Raw genomic sequence first — 19,937 nt, forward strand, 5'->3', positions numbered from 1 at the left:
GGACCGCCGGATCCGTTTCGGACATCACTTGCCGACCGACGCCGTTGCCGCCACAACCCCCGCCGCGCCCCGACGCCGGCATCACCACGGGATCGGGCAGCACGGCGGGGGGCCCGCGTACGGCGGCGACACAGACGGCAGACGGCAGAGGGCGACGCGGACGAGCGGACGGCGTCAGGGGGTACGGCGGCGCGCGCCCGGACCCGGGCGGGGCAGGACGTCGCGGGGATCATCCAGCGGGTGCCCCTCGGCGCAGCGCAGCTCGACGCGTACCGGGGCGCCGCAGTCGCGGTGCTCCACGCTCAACGGCGGGCCCTCGGCGTCGGCCAGGTACCGGTCACCCCACCCGAGCACGGCGACCAGCACCGGCCAGAGGGCCAGACCCTTCTCCGTCAGCCGGTACTCGTGGCGCAGCCGACTGCCGGGCTCCCGGTACGGCTCACGACGTAGCACGCCCCGCTCGACGAGCACGGCCAGCCGGTTCGTGAGAACCTGGCGCGGAACACCGGTGCGGACCCGCATGTCGTCGAAGCGCCGCACGCCGCTGAACACCTCGCGCAGCACCACCATGGTCCACCGCTCGCCGAGGATCTCCATCGCGCGGGCGATGGTGCAGTTCTCCACCGACCAGTCCAGTGCCGCGGGTCTCATCCGACCAGGCTAGGTCTCATTGACAGACTCAGCAACGTCCTGCCACGCTGCGTCCATGACTCAGACCCAGGAGCCGGCGCGCAGCCGTACCTTCACCTGGTCCGACCCGGCGGCCAACGCCGCGCAGGTCGGTCGGCGCAGCGGCCTCGACCTGCTCCGCGCGATGATCGCCGGAGAGCTGGCCGCGCCCCCGGTGATGCACCTGATCGACATGGCGCGGATGGAGGCCGACGAGGGTCGGGTCGCCGTCGAGCTGATCCCGCAGGAGTTCCACTACAACCCGCTGGGCACCGTCCACGGTGGCGTCATCTCGACCCTGCTGGACACCGCCGCCGCCTGCGCCGTGCACACCACGCTGCCCGCCGGGGTCGGCTACACCTCGCTGGACCTGAACGTGAAGTTCCTGCGCCCGGTCACCGTCGACAGCGGGACGCTGCGCTGCGAGGGCACGGTACTGCAACGCGGTCGCCGCACGGCCCTGGCCGAAGCCCGCCTCACCGACGCGAACGCCCGCCTGATAGCCCACGCCACAAGCACCTGCCTCCTGCTCCCCCTCCCCCCAACCCCCTGAAGACCCCCGGGCTCTCCGGCGGCCTCTCGGCGGTTGATCATGAAGTTATTGCCCGCCTCGCCGGCGTGTCGCGGCAATAACTTCATGATCAACGGGGTGTGGCGGGTGGGGTGGGTTAGCGGAGGGCTAGGCGGGCTGCTCGGGCGTCGCGCTTCTCCTCGAAGCGGGCCGCCGCGTTCTCCAGGGTCTCCAGCTGGGCCGCGAGCTGCTCGCGGGCGGCCTCGCCGTCGGCGTCGAGGCCTGTCACGTTGAAGACGTCCCACTGGCGCAGCACCGGCTGCAGCACCTCGTCGCGGTGCTGGCGCAGGTCGTAGATGCCGGCGAGGGCGATCGCCACCGACTTGCGGGCGAAACCGTCGATGCCGTTGCCGGGCATCTGGAAGTTGGCCACCACGTCGGCGACCGCCCGCATGGCCTGGCTCGGGGCCAGCTCGAACGCGGCGGCGAGCAGGTTGCGGTAGAAGACCATGTGCAGGTTCTCGTCGGCGGCGACCCGGGCCAGCAGCGCCTCGCAGGCGGGGTCGCCGGTGGCCTTGCCGGTGTTGCGGTGCGAGATCCGGGTGGCCAGCTCCTGGAACGAGACGTACGCCAGCGAGTGCAGCACCTCGTCGTCGTGCACGTTGACGTAGCCCGCGGACATGTGGGTCATCCGGGCGCGCTCCAGCGCCACCGGGTCGACCGCCCGGGTGACGGTCAGGTAGTCCCGGATGGCCGTGCCGTGCCGGCCCTCCTCGGCGGTCCACCTGTGCACCCACGTGCCCCACGCGCCGTCGCGGCCGAACAGGGTGGCGATCTCGTGGTGGTACGAGGGCAGGTTGTCCTCGGTCAGCAGGTTGACGATCAGCGCGGTCCGGGCGACGTCCGGGATCGTCGAGTCGGTCGGCGACCACGCCTCACCATTGAGCGGCCCGTCGAACGTGCGCCCCTCGCTCCACGGCACGTACTCGTGCGGGAACCACTCCTTCGCCAGCGAGAGGTGGCGGTCCAGGTTGCGCGCGACGACCGGCTCCAGCTCGACGAGCAGGGCGGTCTGGCTCAGTGTGGTGCTCACGGTCACGAGTAACTCCCTACGGTGGCGTAACTTACGCTACCGTAGGTCCCCGCGGCCGTGCGCGCCAGTCGTGACACTCAACCGACCTTCGGCTTCAGGTCCTCCCGGGGCGGCGCCCACTCCCCGGCGTCGGCAGTGACCTGCTCACCCGAGCGGATGTCCTTCACCTCGTCCGGAGCGCCGTCGGCCCCCGGGAACCAGACGTACGGGATGCCACGCCGCTCGGCGTAGCGGATCTGCTTGCCGAACTTCGCCGCGCTCGGCGACACCTCGGTGGCGATGCCCCGCCCGCGCAGCGCCGACGCGATCCGGCCACTGGCCGAGCGGTGCTCCTCGTCGGCCAGGGCCACCAGGACACAGGTGGGCACCGAACGGGAGACCGACAGCTCCCCCGCGCCGAAGAGCAGCCCGAGCAGCCGGGTCACGCCGATCGAGATGCCCACCCCGGGGTACGAGACAGCGCCGGCGCTGACCAGGTTGTCGTACCGGCCGCCGGAGCAGATCGAGCCGAAGCGCTCGTAGCCACGCAGCTGGGTCTCGTAGACGGTGCCCGTGTAGTAGTCCAGCCCACGGGCGATGCGCAGGTCCGCCACGCAGAGGCCGGGCGAGTGCTCGGCGGCGGTGTCCACCACCCGGACCAGCTCCTCGATGCCCTCGTCGAGCAGCGGGTCGCTCACCCCGAGCGCCCGGACGGCGTCGGCGAAGGAGGCGTCCGGGGCGGAGATCTCGGCCAGCGCCAGGCACGCCTTGGCCTGCGCCTCGCTCGCCCCGGCGGTCTCGGCCAGCAGCTCGGTCACCTTCGCCGGGCCGATCTTGTCGAGCTTGTCGACGGTACGCAGCGCCGCCTCCGGGTCGGTCACCCCGATGCCCCGGAAGAAGCCCTCCCAGATCTTGCGGTTGTTGACCTGGATGGTCACCGGTGGGATGGGCAGGGCGCCCAGCGCGTCGCCGATGACCAGCGGCATCTCCGCCTCGTGGTGCGCGGCCAGGGTGTCCCGGTCGACGATGTCGATGTCGGCCTGGACGAACTCCCGGTAGCGCCCCTCCTGCGGCCGCTCACCCCGCCACACCTTCTGGATCTGGTAGCGGCGGAACGGGAAGCTCAGCTTGCCGGCGTTCTCCAACACGTACCTGGCGAACGGCACGGTCAGGTCGAAGTGCAGGCCGAGCTGGTCGTCACCACCGGATCCCTCGGCGTCGGCGTGCAGTCGCCGGATCACGTAGACCTCCTTGGAGGTCTCTCCCTTGCGCAGCAGCTGGTCCAGCGGCTCGACGGCGCGGGTCTCCAGCGGGGCGAACCCGTACAGCTCGAAGGTGTCCCGGATCTTGCCGAGCACGAACTGCTCGATCATCCGCTGGCCGGGGGTCCACTCCGGGAAACCGGAGATGGGCGTGGGCTTGCTCATCGGCGTACTCCTTGCGGTCCCGCGCCCGCGGCGCGGTGGTGTCGTGGGTCCGCGCGCGGCGCGGACGAAGAACTAGAGGCCCCGGGTGGGAGCGGCAGGCGTCGCGCCGGCCACCTCGATGAGGTACAGGTTGCTGGCGCGCTCGCGGCCGATGGTGGTGCTGGGGCCGTGGCCGGGCAGCACGACTGTGTCGTCGGCCAGCGGGAGGATCTTGTCGCGCAGGCTGGTGAGCATCGCCGGCATGCTGCCGCCGGGCAGGTCGGTGCGGCCGATCGAGCCGGCGAAGAGGACGTCGCCGGAGAGGCAGATCTCGTCGGCCTCCCAGCCGGACCCCGCGCCGGGCAGCCGGAACAGCACCGACCCGCCGGTATGGCCCGGGGCGTGGTCGACGGCGATCTCCAGGCCGGCGAGCGTGAGGGTCGCGCCGTCGGTCAGCTCGGCCACGTCCTCCGGCTCGGTGTAGCTCAGCTTGCCGCCGAAGAGCGAGGTCAGGTCGGCCGACAGACCCTTGGCCGGGTCGGCGAGCATCTCCCGGTCGCCGGGGTGCACGTACGCGGTGATCCCGCGCGCGCCGCAGACCGGCGCCACCGAGAACGTGTGGTCGAGGTGGCCGTGGGTGAGCAGCACGGCGGCCGGATGCAGGCGGTGCTCGGCGAGCAGCGCGTCGAGCTGGTCGAGCACCCCGATGCCGGGATCGACCACCACGCACTGCTCCCCCGGCGCGGTGGCCACCACATAGCAGTTGGTGCCGAAGGCGTCCGCGGGAAAGCCGGCCACGAGCACGGGCGCTGTCCTCTCCGTCGAGCTGTCGTCCTGCCCAGCAGCCTAACCGGCGCGGCGAGCGCGTTTGCCGCGTCCGCCCCCGAGGCCCCATCCGACACAGTGACATCGCACGATATGAGCTGCTGGCGGCGGGGTGGACCTCGTACACCACATTCCCAGTCACTAGCCGTACACTCTGGCGGGCGTGTGGCGTGGCACACGCGACGCCCGGACGGGCCGGGGTACCCGGCCGCCGGTGACGACCAGGCAGAGGAAAGGGGAGCACCTGTGGCTTCCAGCAGGGACCGGCAGCGCAAACTGGCGCGGGCCAAGCTCGACCGGCAGTTGGCTCGCCGGGCCGCCGCCACGCGGCGTCGCCGGCAGATCCAGGCCGGCGTCGGCGCCTTCCTGGTCCTCGCGGTGATCGTGGCCGGCTCGGCCTGGGCGCTCGGTGCGTTCGACTCCGATCCGAAGAAGAACACCGCCGCGGAGGACACCTGCCTCTGGACGCCGCAGGACGCGAGCGCCAACACCAACCTCAAGGACGTCGGCACGCCGGCGACCAAGGACCTGCCGACCGACGGCACCCGGGCGATGACGGTCACCACCAACCAGGGTGCGCCGATCACCGCCGAGCTGAACCTGGCCAACTCCCCCTGCGCGGCGGCGAGCATCGCCCACCTGGCGAGCCGGTCGTTCTACGACAACACCAAGTGCCACGAGATCACCGCCGACGGCGCGCTGCGCTGCGGTGACCCCAGCGGCACCGGCCTCGGCGGGCCTACCTACTCGTTCTACGACGAGGACGTGCCGACCGTGCCGTCGGCGTCGCCGTCGGCCAGCCCGGCGCCCGGTCAGCCGCCGACGTACCCCAAGGGGACCGTGGCGATGATCTCCAACCCGCCCGGCGCCAACGGCAGCCAGTTCCTGATCTTCTTCAAGGACTTCACGACCACTGACCCGAAGTACCCGGTGATCGGCAAGGTGACCGGTGGGCTCGACGTGGTCGAGAAGATCGGTGCCCTGCCGACCGTGGACAATGGGACCGGGGCAAAGGTCAAGCCCAAGACCGACGTGGTGATCCAGAGCCTCACGGTCGGCGAGCCGGTCACCGGCGCGGCACCGGCGCCGTCCGGTGCTCCGGCCAGCAGCCCGAGCGCCGGCTGACCGGTCGCCCCACCCCACCTTAAGCGGCACCCCGCAGCAAACAGCCAGGAGGATCCAGGCGTGACGTCCACCAGAGAGCGGCAGCGCGCGGCGGCACGCGCCCGACTCGAGAAGGAGATGGCCGAGCGCTCGGCCAAGGCCCGCAAGCGCCGCCAGACGCAGGCGATCGTCGGCGCGGCCGCCGTGCTGGTGCTCGTGGTCGCCGGCACGGTGTGGCTGGCCACGACCCTCGGCGGCGACGACGACAAGACCGACACCGCCGCCTCGGCGCCCGGTGCCAGCGAGTGCGTCTACAACGCGATGCCGACGGACCAGCGGCCCCCGCAGATCAAGGACGTCGGGGTGCCCAGCAACCAGCAGTCCGCCAAGGGCGTGCAGACCATGACGATCACCACCAACCTGGGCCCGATCACGGCCAAGGTCGACAGGTCGCAGGTGCCGTGCACGGCCGGGGCGTTCACCTACCTGGCGGAGAAGAACTTCTTCGACAACAGCAAGTGTCACCGCCTGGTGACCGAGGGCATCAAGGTGCTGCAGTGCGGTGACCCGAGCGCCACCGGCAAGGGCTGGCGGGACACCGACGGCACGGGTGGGCCGAGCTTCCGACTGCCGGAGGAGAACCTGCCCACCGACAAGCGCCCGCCGTACCCGGAGGGCGTCATCGCGATGGCCAACTCCGGTCAGCCGGGCAGCACCGGCAGCCAGTTCTTCATCGTGTACGGCGACTCGCCGCTGGACCCGGCGTACACGGTGCTGGGCACGGTCACCGGCGGCATGGACATCGTCAAGGACGTGGCCAAGGCCGGCGACGACGGGGCGTTCGCCCAGCAGGCAGGTGGCGGCCACCCGAAGAAGGAGGTCGTGATCACCGACCTCACGATGAGCCCGCCGCAGGGCTGACACCCGCACGAGACGACGAAGCGCCCGCCGGCTGAGCCGGCGGGCGCTTTTCGTGTGCGGGGTACGGGGTTCAGGCGCCCGAGGTGACCCGGTACGCGTCGAAGACCCCGTCGACCTTGCGTACGGTGGCCAGCAGGTGGCCCAGGTGCTTCGGGTCGGCCATCTCGAAGCTGAACCGGCTCACCGCCACCCGGTCGCGGGTGGTGGTGACCGTCGCGGACAGGATGTTGACCCGCTCGTCGGAGAGCACCCGGGTGACGTCGGCGAGCAGCTTGTGCCGGTCCAGTGCCTCGACCTGTATCGCCACCAGGAACGTGGAGGCGGACGTGAGCTTCCAGCTCACCTCGACCACCCGCTCGGCCTGGGCCCGCAGGTCCTCGGCGTTGGCGCAGTCGTCGCGGTGCACGCTCACCCCGCCGGAGCGGGTGACGAAGCCGAACACCGAGTCCGGTGGGACCGGCGTGCAGCAGCGGGCCAGTTTGATCCAGACGTCGCTGACGCCACGGACCACCACACCGGGGTCGCTGCTGCTCTGGCGGCTGCGCGGTGGCCGGGTGGCGACGGCGGTCTCGGCGATGTCCTCCGCCGCGCCCTCCTCGCCGCCGTACGCGGCCATCAGCTTCTGCACCACCGACTGCGCGGAGACCTGACTGTCGCCGACCGCCGCGTACAGCGACGCCACGTCGGCGAGGTGCAGGTCCCGGGCGATCGACATCAGCGCGTCGGAGGTGAGCATCCGCTGCAACGGCATGCCCTGCTTGCGCATCGCCTTGACGATCGCGTCCTTGCCGGCCTCGATCGCCTCCTCGCGCCGCTCCTTGTTGAAGTACTGGCGGATCTTCGTGCGGGCGCGCGGGCTCTTGACGAAGCCCAGCCAGTCCTGCGTGGGGCCGGCCGTCTCGGACTTCGACGTGAAGATCTCGATCACGTCGCCGTTGGACAGCGTCGACTCCAACGGCACCAGCTTGCCGTTGACCCGCGCGCCGATGCACTTGTGCCCCACCTCGGTGTGCACCGCGTACGCGAAGTCCACAGGCGTCGACCCGGTCGGCAGCGGGATGACGTCACCCTTGGGGGTGAAGACGTACACCTCCTGGCTGGACAGGTCGAAGCGCAGCGCGTCCAGGAACTCGCTCGGGTCGGCCGCCTCCCGCTGCCAGTCCAGCAGCTGCCGCAGCCAGGTCATCTCGTCGATGTGCGCCGGCGGGCCGACGATCTGGGTGCCCTTGTGCTCCTTGTACTTCCAGTGTGCGGCGATGCCGAACTCCGCGGTGCGGTGCATCGCGTACGTGCGGATCTGCATCTCCACCGGCTTGCCGGTGGGCCCGATGACAGTCGTGTGCAACGACTGGTACATGTTGAACTTGGGCATGGCGATGTAGTCCTTGAACCGCCCCGGCACCGGCTGCCAGTTGGCGTGGATCACGCCGAGCGCCGCGTAGCAGTCCCGCACGGTGTCGACCAGGATCCGGACGCCGACCAGGTCGTAGATGTCGTTGAAGTCGCGACCCCGCACGATCATCTTCTGGTAGATCGAGTAGAGGTGCTTCGGCCGCCCGGTCGTCTCCGCCTTGATCTTGGCGGCCTTCAGGTCGGTGCCGACCTTCTGGGTGACCTGCCGCAGCAGCGACTCCCGCTGCGGCTGGTGCTCCCCGATCAGCCGGTTGATCTCCTCGTAGCGCTTGGGGAACAGGGTGCCGAAGGCCAGGTCCTCCAGCTCCCACTTGATCGTGTTCATACCGAGCCGGTGGGCGAGGGGCGCCAGGATCTCCAGCGTCTCCTTGGCCTTCTGCTCCTGCTTGGGGCGGGGCAGGAAGGTCAGGGTGCGCATGTTGTGCAGCCGGTCGGCCAGCTTGATCACCAGCACCCGCGGGTCCTTGGCCATCGCCACGACCATCTTGCGGATCGTCTCGGCCTTGGCGGCGTCGCCCAGCTTGACCTTGTCCAGCTTGGTGACGCCGTCGACCAGCAGGGCAACCTCGCCGCCGAAGTCGGCGCGCATCGCGTCGAGGGTGTACTCGGTGTCCTCGATGGTGTCGTGCAGCAGCGCGGCGACGAGCGTGGTGGTGTCCATGCCCAAATTGCCGAGGATGGTGGCGACGGCGAGCGGGTGGGTGATGTACGGGTCGCCGGACTTGCGGTACTGCCCGGAGTGCCACCGCGCGGCCGTGTCGAAGGCGCGCTGGAGCAGCCGCGCGTCGGCCTTCGGGTGGTTCTCCCGGTGACTCGCGATGAGCGGCTCCAGCACCTCGCTGACCTGCGAGGTCTGCCAGGGCGCGTTGAACCGGGCCAGCCGGGCGCGCACCCGCCGACCGGTGGGCGCGTTGGACAGCCCGAAGCCACCGCTCGGTGACGGGTCGACGCCGGCGTCGGTCGGGAACGGGACCACGACCCCGTCGGCGCCCGCGGACGCCTCGGTGGTGGCGCTCACCGGGACCCCGGTCGGAGCCGTCGCGCCGTCGGCAGGAGCCCTGCCGGAGCCGTTGTCGGTGCCCGTCACCCGGGCCGGCGCGTCGCCGTTCCGGTCGGTCACCGAGCCGTCAGCGTCGCCTGTCGGGTGCACCGTGCCCTCCGCCGGAGGGACGACATCGTGGGACACCGGCCTCCTCACCGCTCGCCGGAAACACACCGGCCGAACGTCGGCCGGCCTGGTCTCGCGTCGCCGGACGGTGTACCGCCGGCGTCAGCAAAGGGCAATGCTACCCGCACGGACGGTCCCCTGCCGCTCCGCCGGACGGTCGGCGCGAGCTCCGCCCGACGGGCCGGGCTCAAACGGTCAGCAGGGCATGGACCGGGCGCGGCGCCAGCCGCTCCCGCGCGCCCAGGAAGCCGATCTCCAGCAGAACGGTGAAGCCCGTGACCGTCCCGCCGGCCCGCTCGACGAGGTCCAGCGTCGCCTCGGCGGTGCCGCCGGTAGCCAGCACGTCGTCGACGACCAGCACCCGGTGGCCGGCGGTGAAGGCGTCCTCGTGCACCTCCAGGGTGGCCTCGCCGTACTCGAGCGCGTACGACACCGAGTGCGCCGGGCGGGGCAGCTTGCCGGCCTTGCGCACCGGCACCACGCCCACCCCGGCCGCGTACGCGACAGCCGCCGCGACGACGAAGCCGCGCGCCTCGATGCCCACCACCACGTCGAAGCCGTCCCGCCCGTGGTACGCGACGATCCCGTCGACGACCTCGCGGAACGCCTTGCCGTCGGCGAACAGCGGCATCAGGTCCTTGAACAGGACACCGGGCTTGGGGAAGTCCGGCACGTCCAGCACCCGGCTGGCCACCAACCGGGCGGCCTCCGGGCCGCTGTCCCCGCGCGCCGCGGTGCTGTGGGTCTCCGTCACGGTTGTTCGTTTCCCTTCCCACGACGACGGCGTCCGGCATGCTGCTCGCACAGCATGCCGGACGCCGTTCGGGCGTTTCCTCCCGGGTCGACCCCGGGGCCGGTCAGCGCCGCTTGGCGCCGCCGGGCCGGTTACCGCCGCCGCCGGGGCGACCGCCCCGGGCGCCGGTCGGCCGCTTGCCCGCCGGCCGCGCGCCCACCTTCGGGGCGGCGCCGGCCAGCGCGGCGGAGTCGGGGTCGAGCGGCGCGTCGGCCACCTCGCCCTCGACCGGGGCCGCAGCACCCTTGCCGGGGACCTCGCCACGGCCCGGCGTGCCCCGACGGGCCTGCACCCGCTTGTTGTGCGCCTGGATGCGGGGGTCGTAGTTCTTCAGCAGCGCCAGCAGCGGCGTCGCCACCAGGATGGAGGTCAGGAACGCCACCGCCATACCCACGAACAGCACCAGGCCGAGGTCCTTCAGCGTTCCGGCGCCGAGCAGGCCCGCACCGATGAAGAGCAGACCACCGACGGGCAGCAGGGCCACCACCGAGGTGTTCAGCGACCGCATGAGGCTCTGGTTGACGGCCAGGTTGGCCGCCTCGCCGTACGTCATGTTGTTGTTGGCGGTGATGCCGCGGGTGTTCTCCTGCACCTTGTCGAAGACCACCACCACGTCGTAGAGCGCGAAGCCCAGAATCGTGAGGAAACCGATGATCGTCGACGGGGTGACCTCGAAGCCGACAAGCGAGTAGATGCCGGCGGTGAGGATCAGGTTGGTGAACAGCGACGCCACCGCGGCGACCGCCATCCGCCACTCGAAGCGCAGGATCAGGTAGACCATCACCAGCGCGATGAAGATCACCAGACCGAGCACGGCCCGCGACGTGACCTGGCTGCCCCACGCCTCGCTGACCTGGTTGCCGCTGATCTGGTCAGCGTTGATGCCGAAGCGCTTGGCGATGTCGGCCTTGACGGCGGTGGCCTGCTCCGCGCTGAGCTGACCGGTACGCAGCTCGTAGGTGTCGCCGCCCGTGCCACCGACCTTCTGAGCGGTCACCACCTCGGCGCCGCCGCCCTCGGCCGCGAGCGCGGCGTCGACCTGCTCCTCGGCCTGGTTCAGGGTGCCGACGCTGGCCGGCACCTGGAACGAGTTGCCGCCGGCGAACTCGATGCCGAGGCTGAACCCGCGGATCGAGACGCTCAGGATCGCGATCAGGATCAGGATCCCGGCGACGCCGAACCAGAGCTTGCGCCGGCCGACGACGTTGAGACCGGCCTCGCCGTTGTAGAGGCGGCTCGCCAGACCGTTCTGAGCCATCTCAGGCCTCCTTGGCGCGCGGGTTGCGGGGCTGAGTCTGCTGGTTTCGGGCCGGAAGCGCCCGGCCCAGGCCGCTGACCCGCGGGGACAGGAACGCCCGGGTCCGGGCGAACATCGTCATGATCGGGTGCCGGAAGAGGAAGACCACGACCAGGTCCAGCACCGTGGCCAGGCCGAGGGCGAACGCGAAGCCCTTGACCGTGCCGACCGAGACCACGTAGAGCACCACAGCGGAGAGCAGGGTGATCGCGTTGGCCGAGATGATCGTCCGGCGGGCGCGGACCCAGGCGCGGGGCACCGCGCTGCGCGGGCTGCGCCCCTCCCGGATCTCGTCCTTGAGTCGCTCGAAGTAGATGACGAACGAGTCCGCCGCCACACCGAGCGAGACGATCATGCCGGCGATGCCGGCGAGGGTGAGCGTGAAGCCGATCTGCCGGCCGAGCACCACAAGCGCGCCGAAGACGAGCAGCGCGGAGAGGATCAGGCTCAGGAAGATCACCGAGCCGAGCAGCCGGTAGTAGAAGAACGCGTAGATGATGACCAGCAGCATGCCGATGCCGGCCGCGAGCAGACCGGCCCGCAGGTGGCTGGCCCCCAGGGTCGCGGTGACGTTCTGCGACTCCTGCGCCTTGAAGGTCACCGGCAGCGCGCCGTAGCGGAGCTGGCCGGCGAGTGCGCTGGCGTCCTTCTGGTTGAAGTTGCCGGTGATCTGGGAGTTGCCGGTCAGCACGCCCTGGATCTCCGGGGAGGAGACGATCTCGTTGTCCAGGACGACTGCCACCCGGCACTTGCCGTCCTGACCGAGCGCGCTGGCGTCGCAGGCCTGGCCCTCGTTGTTGAACGCCTCACGGGTCAACGCGGTCCACTTGCTCTGGCCGTCACCGGTGAAGTCGAGGCTGACCACCCAGGCGTTGGTCTGGTCGAGCACCGCGTCGGCGTCGTCCACGTCGGTGCCGAGGACCTTGGCCTGGTCGAGCAGGTACTTCGAGGCCCCGCCCTCGCAGGACACGACCTGCTGCTTCGGGTCGGAGATCGACGCCGGGGGACGCTTGTCGAGCTGGGCGCACCCGATCGTCGGCACGTTGAACTGCATCTGCGCCGGCAACACGGCGACCTCTTGCGGCGACAGCGCGCTGAACGGCTTGAGCTTGTCGCCCAGCGACGGGTCGGCGCTCAGGTCGGCGGGGGCCTGCAGACCGCTGGCGGCCTGCCAGGCGGCGGCGCCGACCTTCTGCTCGACGGCCTTGCGCTGCTCCTCGACGCTCGCCGGCACCGGCTCGGCGCTGGCGCTCGCCGACGGCGCGGGGGCACTCGCCGAGGCCGAGGGGGTCGGCGTGGCAGGCGTGGCACTGGCGGACGGCGCGGGCGCCATCCCGCCCTGTCCACCACTGGCCGACGGGCTCACCTTCGGCGCGGCGCTGCCGGACGGGGTCGCCGAGGGGGCGCCGGACGGGGTGACGCTGCCCGGCGGAGCCGCCGTGGCGGCCGGCGGCGCGGCGGCCGTCCCGCTGCCGTCGGCGGCCTTGAGCACCTTGCGGAAGCGCAGCTCGGCGGCGCTGCCCACCTCGTCGAGGTTCCGGTTCTCACCGGGCAGGGAGATGACGATGTTCCGGTTGCCCTCGGTGACCACCTCGGCCTCGGCCACGCCGAGGCCGTTGACCCGGTTCTCGATGATCTGCCGGGCCTCCTCAAGGTTCTCGGCAGTCGGGGGCTTGCCGTCGACGTTGTTTGTCGCCTCCAGCGTCATCCGGGTGCCGCCGATCAGGTCCAGGCCGAGCTTGGGCTCCAGCCGGTCCTTGAAGCTGCCGCTGGCGCCGCCCGAGAAGAACACCAAAAGATAGAGGACGACGAAGATGAACCCGAGCACGGCGAGCTGCCGGCCGGGTCGCATCTGTCCCTGAGGTGGTGCCACGGTTGTCCTGTCTCCCTGTACGGTCGCGCCGCTGCGCGCGGCGGCGGCGAGTGTCGGGCCGGGGGTCCCGGCCAACGGGTCTGACCTGGCCGACGGGGGTGCCGGCGCGCTGGCCGGACACGCCGGCGTGGGACGCCGACGGTCACGGGAACGTGCCGACGCCCGGCGTCGACCCAACTATCCAGTTTTCACGTCGCGTCCGCTGCCCCGTCGGGCGGGGCGGCCCCCGGTCTCCGGTCGCCTGGCCGTACGCCAGAACCGTCGCCCGGCGGGCGGAGTCAGTCCTTGACGGTGTCCGCGTCCTCGGTGACCGGCTCGCTCGGCAGCTCCGCGCGGGTGACCACCCGGGCGATGGCCGGCCGGGCGTAGCGGGTCTGGACGCCCGGAGCGATCTCGAGCAGCACGGCGTCGTCCTCGACGCCGGTGACCGTGCCGTAGAGCCCGCCGATGGTGACAACCTCGTCGCCCGGGCCCAGCGCGGACTGCATGGCCTCCGCATCGCGGCGACGCTTCTGCTGCGGACGGATCATCATGAAGTACATGACGCCGAAGAGCAGGACGATCATCAGGATCGGCGTGAAGCCGCCGGCCCCACCACCCGCTGCAAGGTATTGCACGGTTACTGCCTTCCCATTGGCCACCAGCCACGGCACGGGAGTGCCGGAGCGGAGGCGGATTCTCACATCCTGTACAGACCGCGGCGAAGTCTAATCCCTGCACCTGAGAACACCGAATGCGGCACAGATCACGTTCACATCACGGCTGATCGGTGTCCAGGGAGAACAGATCGGGCGCAGACGGGACATCCATCCCAAATGTACCATTCGGTGGAGTACGCCCCAGGTGCCGCCAGGAAGCCTCCGTTGCCACCCGGCCCCGCGGGGTACGAGCCAGCAGACCGGCGCGCACCAGGAACGGCTCACAGACCTCCTCGACCGTGTCCGGCTGCTCCCCCACCGCCACGGCGAGCGTGGACAACCCGACCGGGCCGCCCCGGAACGAGTCCACCAGCGCGGTCAGCACCGCCCGGTCCAGCCGGTCCAGGCCCAGCGCGTCGACGTCGTACACCGTCAGGGCCTTGCGGGCGGTGCCCAGGGTGACCACACCGTCGGCCCGGACCTCCGCGTAGTCGCGGACCCGGCGTAGCAGCCGGTTGGCGATCCGGGGGGTGCCCCGGGACCGGCCGGCGATCTCCGCCGCGCCGTCGGCGGTGATCGGCACCCCGAGGATGCGCGCCGAACGGTGCAGCAGCGTCTCCAGGTCCGCCGGGGCGTAGAAGTCGAGGTGCGCGACGAAGCCGAACCGGTCCCGCATGGGCCCGGTCAACAGACCCGAGCGGGTGGTCGCGCCGACCAGGGTGAACGGCTCGACGTCCAGCGGGATCGCGGTGGCGCCCGGCCCCTTGCCGACCACCACGTCGACCCGGAAGTCCTCCATCGCGCTGTAGAGCAGTTCCTCCGCGGGCCGCGCGATCCGATGGATCTCGTCGATGAAGAGCACGTCGCCCTCGGCGAGGCTGGTCAGGATCGCTGCGAGGTCGCCGGAACGCTCGATCGCCGGGCCGCTGGTCACGCGGATGCCGGCGCCCAGCTCCGCGGCGACGATGTTGGCCAGGCTCGTCTTGCCCAGCCCGGGAGGCCCGGAGAGCAGGATGTGATCCGGCGGCGACCCCCGCCGCATGGCGCCCTGCAACAGCAGGTCGAGCTGATCGCGCACCCGGTCCTGGGCGATGAACTCGGCCAGCCGCCGGGGCCGCACGGTGGCCTCCACGTCCCGGTCGGCATCGCTGACGTACGCCGAGACGAGCCCGTCGGTGTCGCTCACCGTGCCGCCCCCCGTCGCCCCTGGGCGGTCATCGGGTACGACCCAGCAGGCGGATGGCCTGCTTGAGCAGGACCGGCACGGGCGGCGTGGCGCCGTCGATGGTCTCCGCCACGGCGGCCACCGCCTGGTCGGCCTGCCCGGCCGTCCAACCCAGACCGACCAGCGCCTGCCGCACCTGATCGGGCCACGCGCCGGCGGTCACGCCGCCCACCCCGTCGGCGCCGATCGACACCGGGCCGATCCGGTCCCGCAACTCCAGCACCAGGCGCTCGGCGCCCTTCTTGCCGATCCCGGGCACCCGGGTCAGCGCGGCGGTGTCGGCGTTGGCGATGGCCTTTCGCACCGCGTCCGGCGTGTGCACGGCCAGCACCGCCTGGGCCAGCCGTGGGCCGACCCCGCTGGCGGTCTGCAACAGCTCGAACAGCGCCTTGGCGTCGTCGTCGGCGAAACCGTAGAGGGTCAGCGAATCCTCCCGGACCACCAGGCTGGTGGCCAGCCGCGCCGGCTGCCCCACCCGCAGGTCGGCGAGGGTCCCCGGGGCGCAGTGCACGGCCAGGCCGACACCGCCGACCTCGATCACGGCCAGATCCGGGCCTGTCGCGGTCACCGTGCCGCGCACGCTGGCGATCATCGTGCTCCTCCTCGTCGTGCCCGATCGGCCGCGGCGGCCAGCTTGGAACGGGTGCCGCCGCGCCACACGTGGCAGATGGCCAGGGCGAGAGCGTCGGCGGCGTCGGCCGGTTTCGGTGGCTCGTCCAGCCGCAGCAGCCGGGTCACCATGGCGGTCACCTGCGCCTTGTCGGCCTGACCGGAACCGGTCACCGCCGCCTTCACCTCGCTGGGGGTGTACGTCTGCACCGGCAGCCCCGCCCGCGCCCCGGCCAGCACGGCGATGCCGCTGGCCTGGGCGGTGCCCATCACCGTCCGGACGTTGTGCTGGCTGAACACCCGCTCGACGGCGACGCTCTCCGGCTGGTGCTCGGCGACCAGTTTGGTCAGCGACCGGTCCAGGTGCAGCAGGCGCAGCGGCAGGTCGTCGGCCGGGTCTGTGTAGACCACGTAGTACGCGATGAGCGTGCACGGCCGGCCGGGCACGCCCTCGACGACGCCCACCCCGCACCGCGTCAACCCCGGGTCGACCCCCAGCACCCGCACGCCGCCCCCTCCCCCAGCCGTCAGCAGTACGTGTGTTCGACACCCTAACCGGCCCTCTTCCCACCAGCCCCACGGGACACGCCCTCCCCCACCCCACGCCCCCTGACGACCCGCGCCCCGCGACCCGCGCCCCGCGACCCGCGACCCGCGACCCGCGCCCTGCGCCCTGCGCCCTGCGCCCTGCGCCCTGCGCCCTGCGCCCTGCGCCAAGATCTACGCAACTTCCCGGAAGTTGCTGCCTCCGACGCTCGGGAGACAGCAACATCCCTGACACTGCGCGGATCTTGACGACGATCACCCGCCCGACCGGCCGGGAGGGGGTTGCGGCACCGCAGCCGTCAAGGTCGTGCTCGATCCAGGATGTAGTGGTCACGAGACGCCGGGAGACCACTACATCCTGGTTGTTGCGCGATCTTCCGGCGCGGCGCGGCAGCGCGGGGTGGGGCGCGGCGGCGGGACATGGCCACACAGCATTGGCACCGAGTATGTGTCGCTGCCCCATGTGCCGCAGGGCACACAGCTCGTAACTTCTTGCGCCATGACGGCAGAACCCGTGGCGGTCCCCCACGTCGTACAGCTCGACCTCTCCGGTCGGACCGCCCTGGTCACCGGGGGCGGCAGCGGCATCGGGCGGGCCTGTGCCCTGCGGTTGGGCGCGGCCGGCGCCACGGTGCTCGTGGTGGACCGCAACCTGGAGGCGGCCAAGGCGGTGGCCGCCGAGGCCGGCGGACGCGCCGAGGGAGTGGACCTGGCCGACGCGGCGGCCGTGGACGCGCTCGACGTGGACGTGGACATCGTGGTGAACAACGCCGGCCTCCAGCACGTGGCGCCGCTGCAGGACTTTCCCGTCGAACGTTTCGAGTACATCCAGCGGGTGATGGTGGAGGCGCCGTTCCTGCTGATCCGTCGCTCGTTGCCGCACATGTACGCCCGCGGCTGGGGCCGGATCGTCAACATCTCGTCGGTGCACGGCCTGCGCGCCTCGCCGTACAAGGCTGCCTACGTCTCGGCGAAGCACGCCCTCGAAGGGCTGTCGAAGGTGGTGGCGCTGGAGGGTGCCGCGCACGGGGTGACCGCCAACTGCATCAACCCGGCGTACGTACGAACAGCCCTGGTGGAGAGCCAGATCGCCGATCAGGCGGCCAGCCACGGCATCGGCGAGGCCGAGGTGATCGAGAAGGTCATGCTGGCGCGGGCCGCCATCAAGCGGCTGATCGAGCCGGAGGAGGTCGCCGAACTGTTGGCGTACCTCTGTTCGCCGCCGGCGGCCTTCATCACGGGCGCGTCGATCGCGCTCGACGGGGGCTGGACGGCCAACTAGTGGGCCTGAGCACAATGTCGACCATGTCGTCGCCGGTGGAGTTCCTCGAACTGCTCGCTCGCGAGGCCGCCGCGGTGGAGTTCGAGGGCCCGTTGGTGGCCGCGCGCGCCGCCGGGATGCCCGCCGACCGGCTGGCCGAGCTGGAGCAGGCCAAGACGGTGGCGCTGCGGGTCCGCGCGCTGCTGGAGCGCCGCCGCCGTCGGGAGACCGAGCTGTCCGGCCTGTACGACACGGTCAGCGACCTGGCGGGGCTACGCGACCTGGACGACGTGCTGCGGGCGATCGTGCACCGGGCCCGTAACCTGCTCGGCGCGGACGTGGCGTACATGACGCTCAACGACGACGAGCGCGGCGACACGTACATGCGGGTGACCGACGGGTCGGTGTCGGCCCGCTTCCAGCGGCTGCGGCTACCGATGGGCGCCGGCCTCGGTGGCCTGGTCGCCCAGTCCGGGGCCCCGTACGTGACGGCCAACTACGGCGAGGACGCGCGCTTTCACCACACCGGGGAGATCGACGCGGGCGTGGGCGAGGAGGGCCTGGTGGCGATCCTCGGGGTGCCGCTGCGGCTCGGCTCCACCTCGATCGGGGTGCTCTACTCGGCCAACCGCTCGGCTCGGCCGTTCGCCCGCGAGGAAGTGGCGCTGCTGGTCTCCCTGGCCGCGCACGCGGCGGTGGCGATCGACACGGCCCGGCTGCTGGCCGAGACCCGCTCGGCGTTGGCCGAGTTGTCGGCGGCGAACACCACCATCCGGGCGCACAGCAGCTCGGTGGAGCGGGCCGCGGCGGCGCATGACCGGATGACGGCGCTGGTGCTGCGCGGCGGCGGGGTGGAGGACGTGGCCGCGGCGGTGACCGAGGTGCTGGGCGGGGCGTTGCTGGCGTTGGACGCCGAGGGCCGGTTGCTGGCCCGGGTCGGCGAGATCGACGAGCCGGACCGGGCGAACATCGTCGAGGCGGTGGCCGCCTCGCGTACGGAGGGACGCAGCGTGCGCCGCGGCCCGCTCTGGTACGCGGCGGTGGTGGCCGGTGCGGAGAACCTGGGCGCGCTGGTGCTGCGGCCCGACGACGAGTTGGTCGACGCCGACCAGCGGATCCTGGAGCGGGCCGCGCTGGTGACCGCGCTGCTGCTGCTGTTCCGTCGGACGGTGGCCGAGGCGGAGGGGCGCGTCCGTGGCGAGTTGCTGGACGATCTGATCGCCCGGCCGCTGCGCGACACCGACGCGCTACGCAGCCGCGCCCGCCGGCTCGGTGTGGACCTGGACGCACCGCACGTGCTGGTGGCGGTGGGCGACGACGCGATCGCGGCGACCGGCTCGGCGCGGCAGCGGGTGCTCTCCTGGGCCACCACGTACGCCTCGGCGCGCGGTGGCCTGGCCGCGGCGCGCGACGGTCGGGTGGTCCTGATGCTGCCGGGCCAGGATGCCGGTGGCAGCGCCCGCGCGGTGGCCCGGGACCTGTCGCGGGTGACGGGCCGGCCGGTGACGGCCGGGGCGAGCGGCCCGTCGACCGGGCCGGGGACGTTGGCGGGGACGTTCCACGAGGCGGACCGTTGTCTCACGGCGCTGGGCGCGCTGGGCCGCGCCGGTCAGGGCGCCAGCACTGCGGAGCTGGGCTTCGTCGGTCTGCTGCTGGGCACTGTCGGTGACCGGGGTGAGCGGGACGTGGCCCAGTTCCTCACCGCCACGGTCGGGCCGGTGGTCGACTACGACGCCCGGCGCGGGACGGCGCTGGTGAAGACGCTGGAGGCGTACTTCGGGGTGGGCGGCAGCCTGGCCCGGGCGGCCGAGCAGTTGCACGTGCACGTCAACACGGTGACCCAGCGCCTGGAGCGGGTGGGGCAGCTGCTCGGCGCGGACTGGCAGCGCCCCGAGCGGGCGTTGGAGGTGCAGTTGGCGCTGCGCCTGCACCGGCTGCGCGCCCCGGCGAGCTGACTCGACGGGCGGTCGAGCGAGCCCCGCCGGGGGCGCGCGGTCGGGTCAGCGGGCGCGGATGCCGTCGAGGACGGTGTCGACGACCTGCGCCGGAAGCTTCCGGCCGTCCAGGTCCGGGTTCCACTGAAGGACGCGTTGGATCAGCATCGGCCCGGTGAGCAGCGCCATGGTCACCTCGACGTCGATGTCGGGCCGTAGCAGCCCTTCCTCGATGCCGCGCCGCAGCACCTCGCGCATGAGCTGCCGCCGGGGCGCGATGATGTTCTGGTAGAGCTGGAACTGATCCGGGCTGCGGTTCACCGCCGGCACCAGACACGGCATGATCTTCGACGCGCGGGGGTCGGCGTTCTGCCCGATCGCGCCGACCAGCAGGAGCAGGTCGTCGCGGACGGAGTCGCCGGCCGGCTGCGGCATGACGCCCTTGAGCCGGCGCAGCGCGTCCAGCAGCAACGCGTCCTTGCCGGCCCAGCGGCGGTAGATGGTGGCCTTGCCGACGCCGGCGCGGGTGGCGATCGCCTCGATCGAGAGCGCCTCGATGGTGCTGCCCTCGGCGAGCACTCGCCCTGACCTGGGTACGCCGGCAGCGCGGCAAGCCGCCGGCCGAGCTGGTCGACCTGGCTCGTCGACTCAAGGTGCTCGACTGAACCCAGC

At 71.9% G+C, this 19,937-nt stretch carries 18 protein-coding genes; 5 read left to right on the forward strand and 13 right to left on the reverse strand.

Features of this window, described 5'->3' with window-relative positions:
- Positions 1 to 174 precede the first annotated feature (174 nt).
- Positions 175 to 651 (reverse strand): helix-turn-helix domain-containing protein, encoded by a 477-nt coding sequence (locus AB0B39_RS29270; protein ID WP_357497650.1) that lies wholly within the window; start codon positions 649 to 651, stop codon positions 175 to 177.
- Positions 652 to 706: 55 nt separating this feature from the next.
- Here AB0B39_RS29270 and AB0B39_RS29275 point away from each other — a divergent pair, with 55 nt between their 5' ends.
- Entirely contained in the window at positions 707 to 1,222 is a 516-nt protein-coding gene (locus tag AB0B39_RS29275; protein ID WP_357575915.1) for a PaaI family thioesterase, read from the forward strand.
- Between the two features lie 115 nt (positions 1,223 to 1,337).
- Here AB0B39_RS29275 and AB0B39_RS29280 read toward each other — a convergent pair whose 3' ends face one another.
- The 3 genes from AB0B39_RS29280 to AB0B39_RS29290 all read right to left on the reverse strand — a co-directional run bounded on the left by AB0B39_RS29280 (position 1,338) and on the right by AB0B39_RS29290 (position 4,462).
- Positions 1,338 to 2,279, reverse strand: a complete 942-nt coding sequence (locus AB0B39_RS29280; RefSeq protein ID WP_357497648.1) for an acyl-ACP desaturase — start codon at positions 2,277 to 2,279, stop codon at positions 1,338 to 1,340.
- Positions 2,280 to 2,350: 71 nt separating this feature from the next.
- The gene (hisS, locus tag AB0B39_RS29285; protein ID WP_357575916.1) at positions 2,351 to 3,679 is read right to left on the reverse strand and encodes a histidine--tRNA ligase; all 1,329 of its coding nucleotides are present in this window, start codon (positions 3,677 to 3,679) and stop codon (positions 2,351 to 2,353) included.
- A 72-nt stretch (positions 3,680 to 3,751) separates the two neighbouring features.
- On the reverse strand, positions 3,752 to 4,462 hold the full coding sequence (locus tag AB0B39_RS29290; protein ID WP_357575917.1) for an MBL fold metallo-hydrolase: 711 nt from the start codon (positions 4,460 to 4,462) through the stop codon (positions 3,752 to 3,754).
- A gap of 267 nt (positions 4,463 to 4,729) precedes the next feature.
- Here AB0B39_RS29290 and AB0B39_RS29295 point away from each other — a divergent pair, with 267 nt between their 5' ends.
- Complete coding sequence (locus AB0B39_RS29295; RefSeq protein WP_234583497.1) at positions 4,730 to 5,608, forward strand: peptidylprolyl isomerase; 879 nt, start codon at positions 4,730 to 4,732, stop codon at positions 5,606 to 5,608.
- A gap of 60 nt (positions 5,609 to 5,668) precedes the next feature.
- Entirely contained in the window at positions 5,669 to 6,508 is an 840-nt protein-coding gene (locus tag AB0B39_RS29300; RefSeq protein WP_357575918.1) for a peptidylprolyl isomerase, read from the forward strand.
- A 70-nt stretch (positions 6,509 to 6,578) separates the two neighbouring features.
- Here the strand turns inward: AB0B39_RS29300 and AB0B39_RS29305 are convergent, their stop codons facing one another.
- The 8 genes from AB0B39_RS29305 to ruvC form a co-directional block, all read right to left on the reverse strand.
- Entirely contained in the window at positions 6,579 to 9,107 is a 2,529-nt protein-coding gene (locus tag AB0B39_RS29305; protein ID WP_234583499.1) for a RelA/SpoT family protein, read from the reverse strand.
- 169 nt (positions 9,108 to 9,276) lie between these two features.
- Entirely contained in the window at positions 9,277 to 9,843 is a 567-nt protein-coding gene (locus AB0B39_RS29310) for an adenine phosphoribosyltransferase (RefSeq protein WP_234583500.1), read from the reverse strand.
- Between the two features lie 103 nt (positions 9,844 to 9,946).
- Complete coding sequence (secF, locus tag AB0B39_RS29315) at positions 9,947 to 11,140, reverse strand: protein translocase subunit SecF (RefSeq protein WP_357575919.1); 1,194 nt, start codon at positions 11,138 to 11,140, stop codon at positions 9,947 to 9,949.
- 1 nt (position 11,141) lies between these two features.
- Positions 11,142 to 13,052: a protein translocase subunit SecD gene (secD, locus tag AB0B39_RS29320; RefSeq protein ID WP_234583502.1), complete on the reverse strand. Its 1,911-nt coding sequence runs from the start codon at positions 13,050 to 13,052 to the stop codon at positions 11,142 to 11,144.
- A 278-nt stretch (positions 13,053 to 13,330) separates the two neighbouring features.
- Complete coding sequence (gene yajC, locus AB0B39_RS29325) at positions 13,331 to 13,669, reverse strand: preprotein translocase subunit YajC (RefSeq protein WP_308195356.1); 339 nt, start codon at positions 13,667 to 13,669, stop codon at positions 13,331 to 13,333.
- 139 nt (positions 13,670 to 13,808) lie between these two features.
- Positions 13,809 to 14,876 carry a Holliday junction branch migration DNA helicase RuvB gene (gene ruvB, locus AB0B39_RS29330; RefSeq protein ID WP_357575920.1) on the reverse strand — a complete coding sequence of 356 codons (1,068 nt, stop codon included), beginning with the start codon at positions 14,874 to 14,876 and terminating at the stop codon, positions 13,809 to 13,811.
- Between the two features lie 28 nt (positions 14,877 to 14,904).
- Positions 14,905 to 15,507, reverse strand: coding sequence for a Holliday junction branch migration protein RuvA (gene ruvA, locus AB0B39_RS29335; RefSeq protein ID WP_357575921.1), 603 nt, complete (start codon positions 15,505 to 15,507; stop codon positions 14,905 to 14,907).
- Positions 15,504 to 16,031 carry a crossover junction endodeoxyribonuclease RuvC gene (gene ruvC / locus AB0B39_RS29340; RefSeq protein ID WP_234583505.1) on the reverse strand — a complete coding sequence of 176 codons (528 nt, stop codon included), beginning with the start codon at positions 16,029 to 16,031 and terminating at the stop codon, positions 15,504 to 15,506. The genes ruvA and ruvC overlap by 4 nt, the downstream gene beginning before the upstream one ends.
- A 538-nt stretch (positions 16,032 to 16,569) precedes the next feature.
- On the opposite strand from ruvC, the gene AB0B39_RS29345 reads away from it, so the two are divergent.
- The gene (locus tag AB0B39_RS29345; protein WP_357575922.1) at positions 16,570 to 17,352 is read left to right on the forward strand and encodes a 3-hydroxybutyrate dehydrogenase; all 783 of its coding nucleotides are present in this window, start codon (positions 16,570 to 16,572) and stop codon (positions 17,350 to 17,352) included.
- A 14-nt stretch (positions 17,353 to 17,366) separates the two neighbouring features.
- Positions 17,367 to 19,286: a helix-turn-helix domain-containing protein gene (locus tag AB0B39_RS29350; protein ID WP_357575923.1), complete on the forward strand. Its 1,920-nt coding sequence runs from the start codon at positions 17,367 to 17,369 to the stop codon at positions 19,284 to 19,286.
- Positions 19,287 to 19,331: 45 nt separating this feature from the next.
- On the opposite strand, the gene AB0B39_RS29355 is transcribed toward AB0B39_RS29350, so the two are convergent.
- Positions 19,332 to 19,844 (reverse strand): TetR/AcrR family transcriptional regulator, encoded by a 513-nt coding sequence (locus tag AB0B39_RS29355; protein ID WP_357575924.1) that lies wholly within the window; start codon positions 19,842 to 19,844, stop codon positions 19,332 to 19,334.
- Positions 19,845 to 19,937: the final 93 nt, after the last annotated feature.

The sequence above is a fragment of the Micromonospora sp. NPDC049114 genome, assembly GCF_040648635.1.
Lineage (GTDB): Bacteria > Actinomycetota > Actinomycetes > Mycobacteriales > Micromonosporaceae > Micromonospora.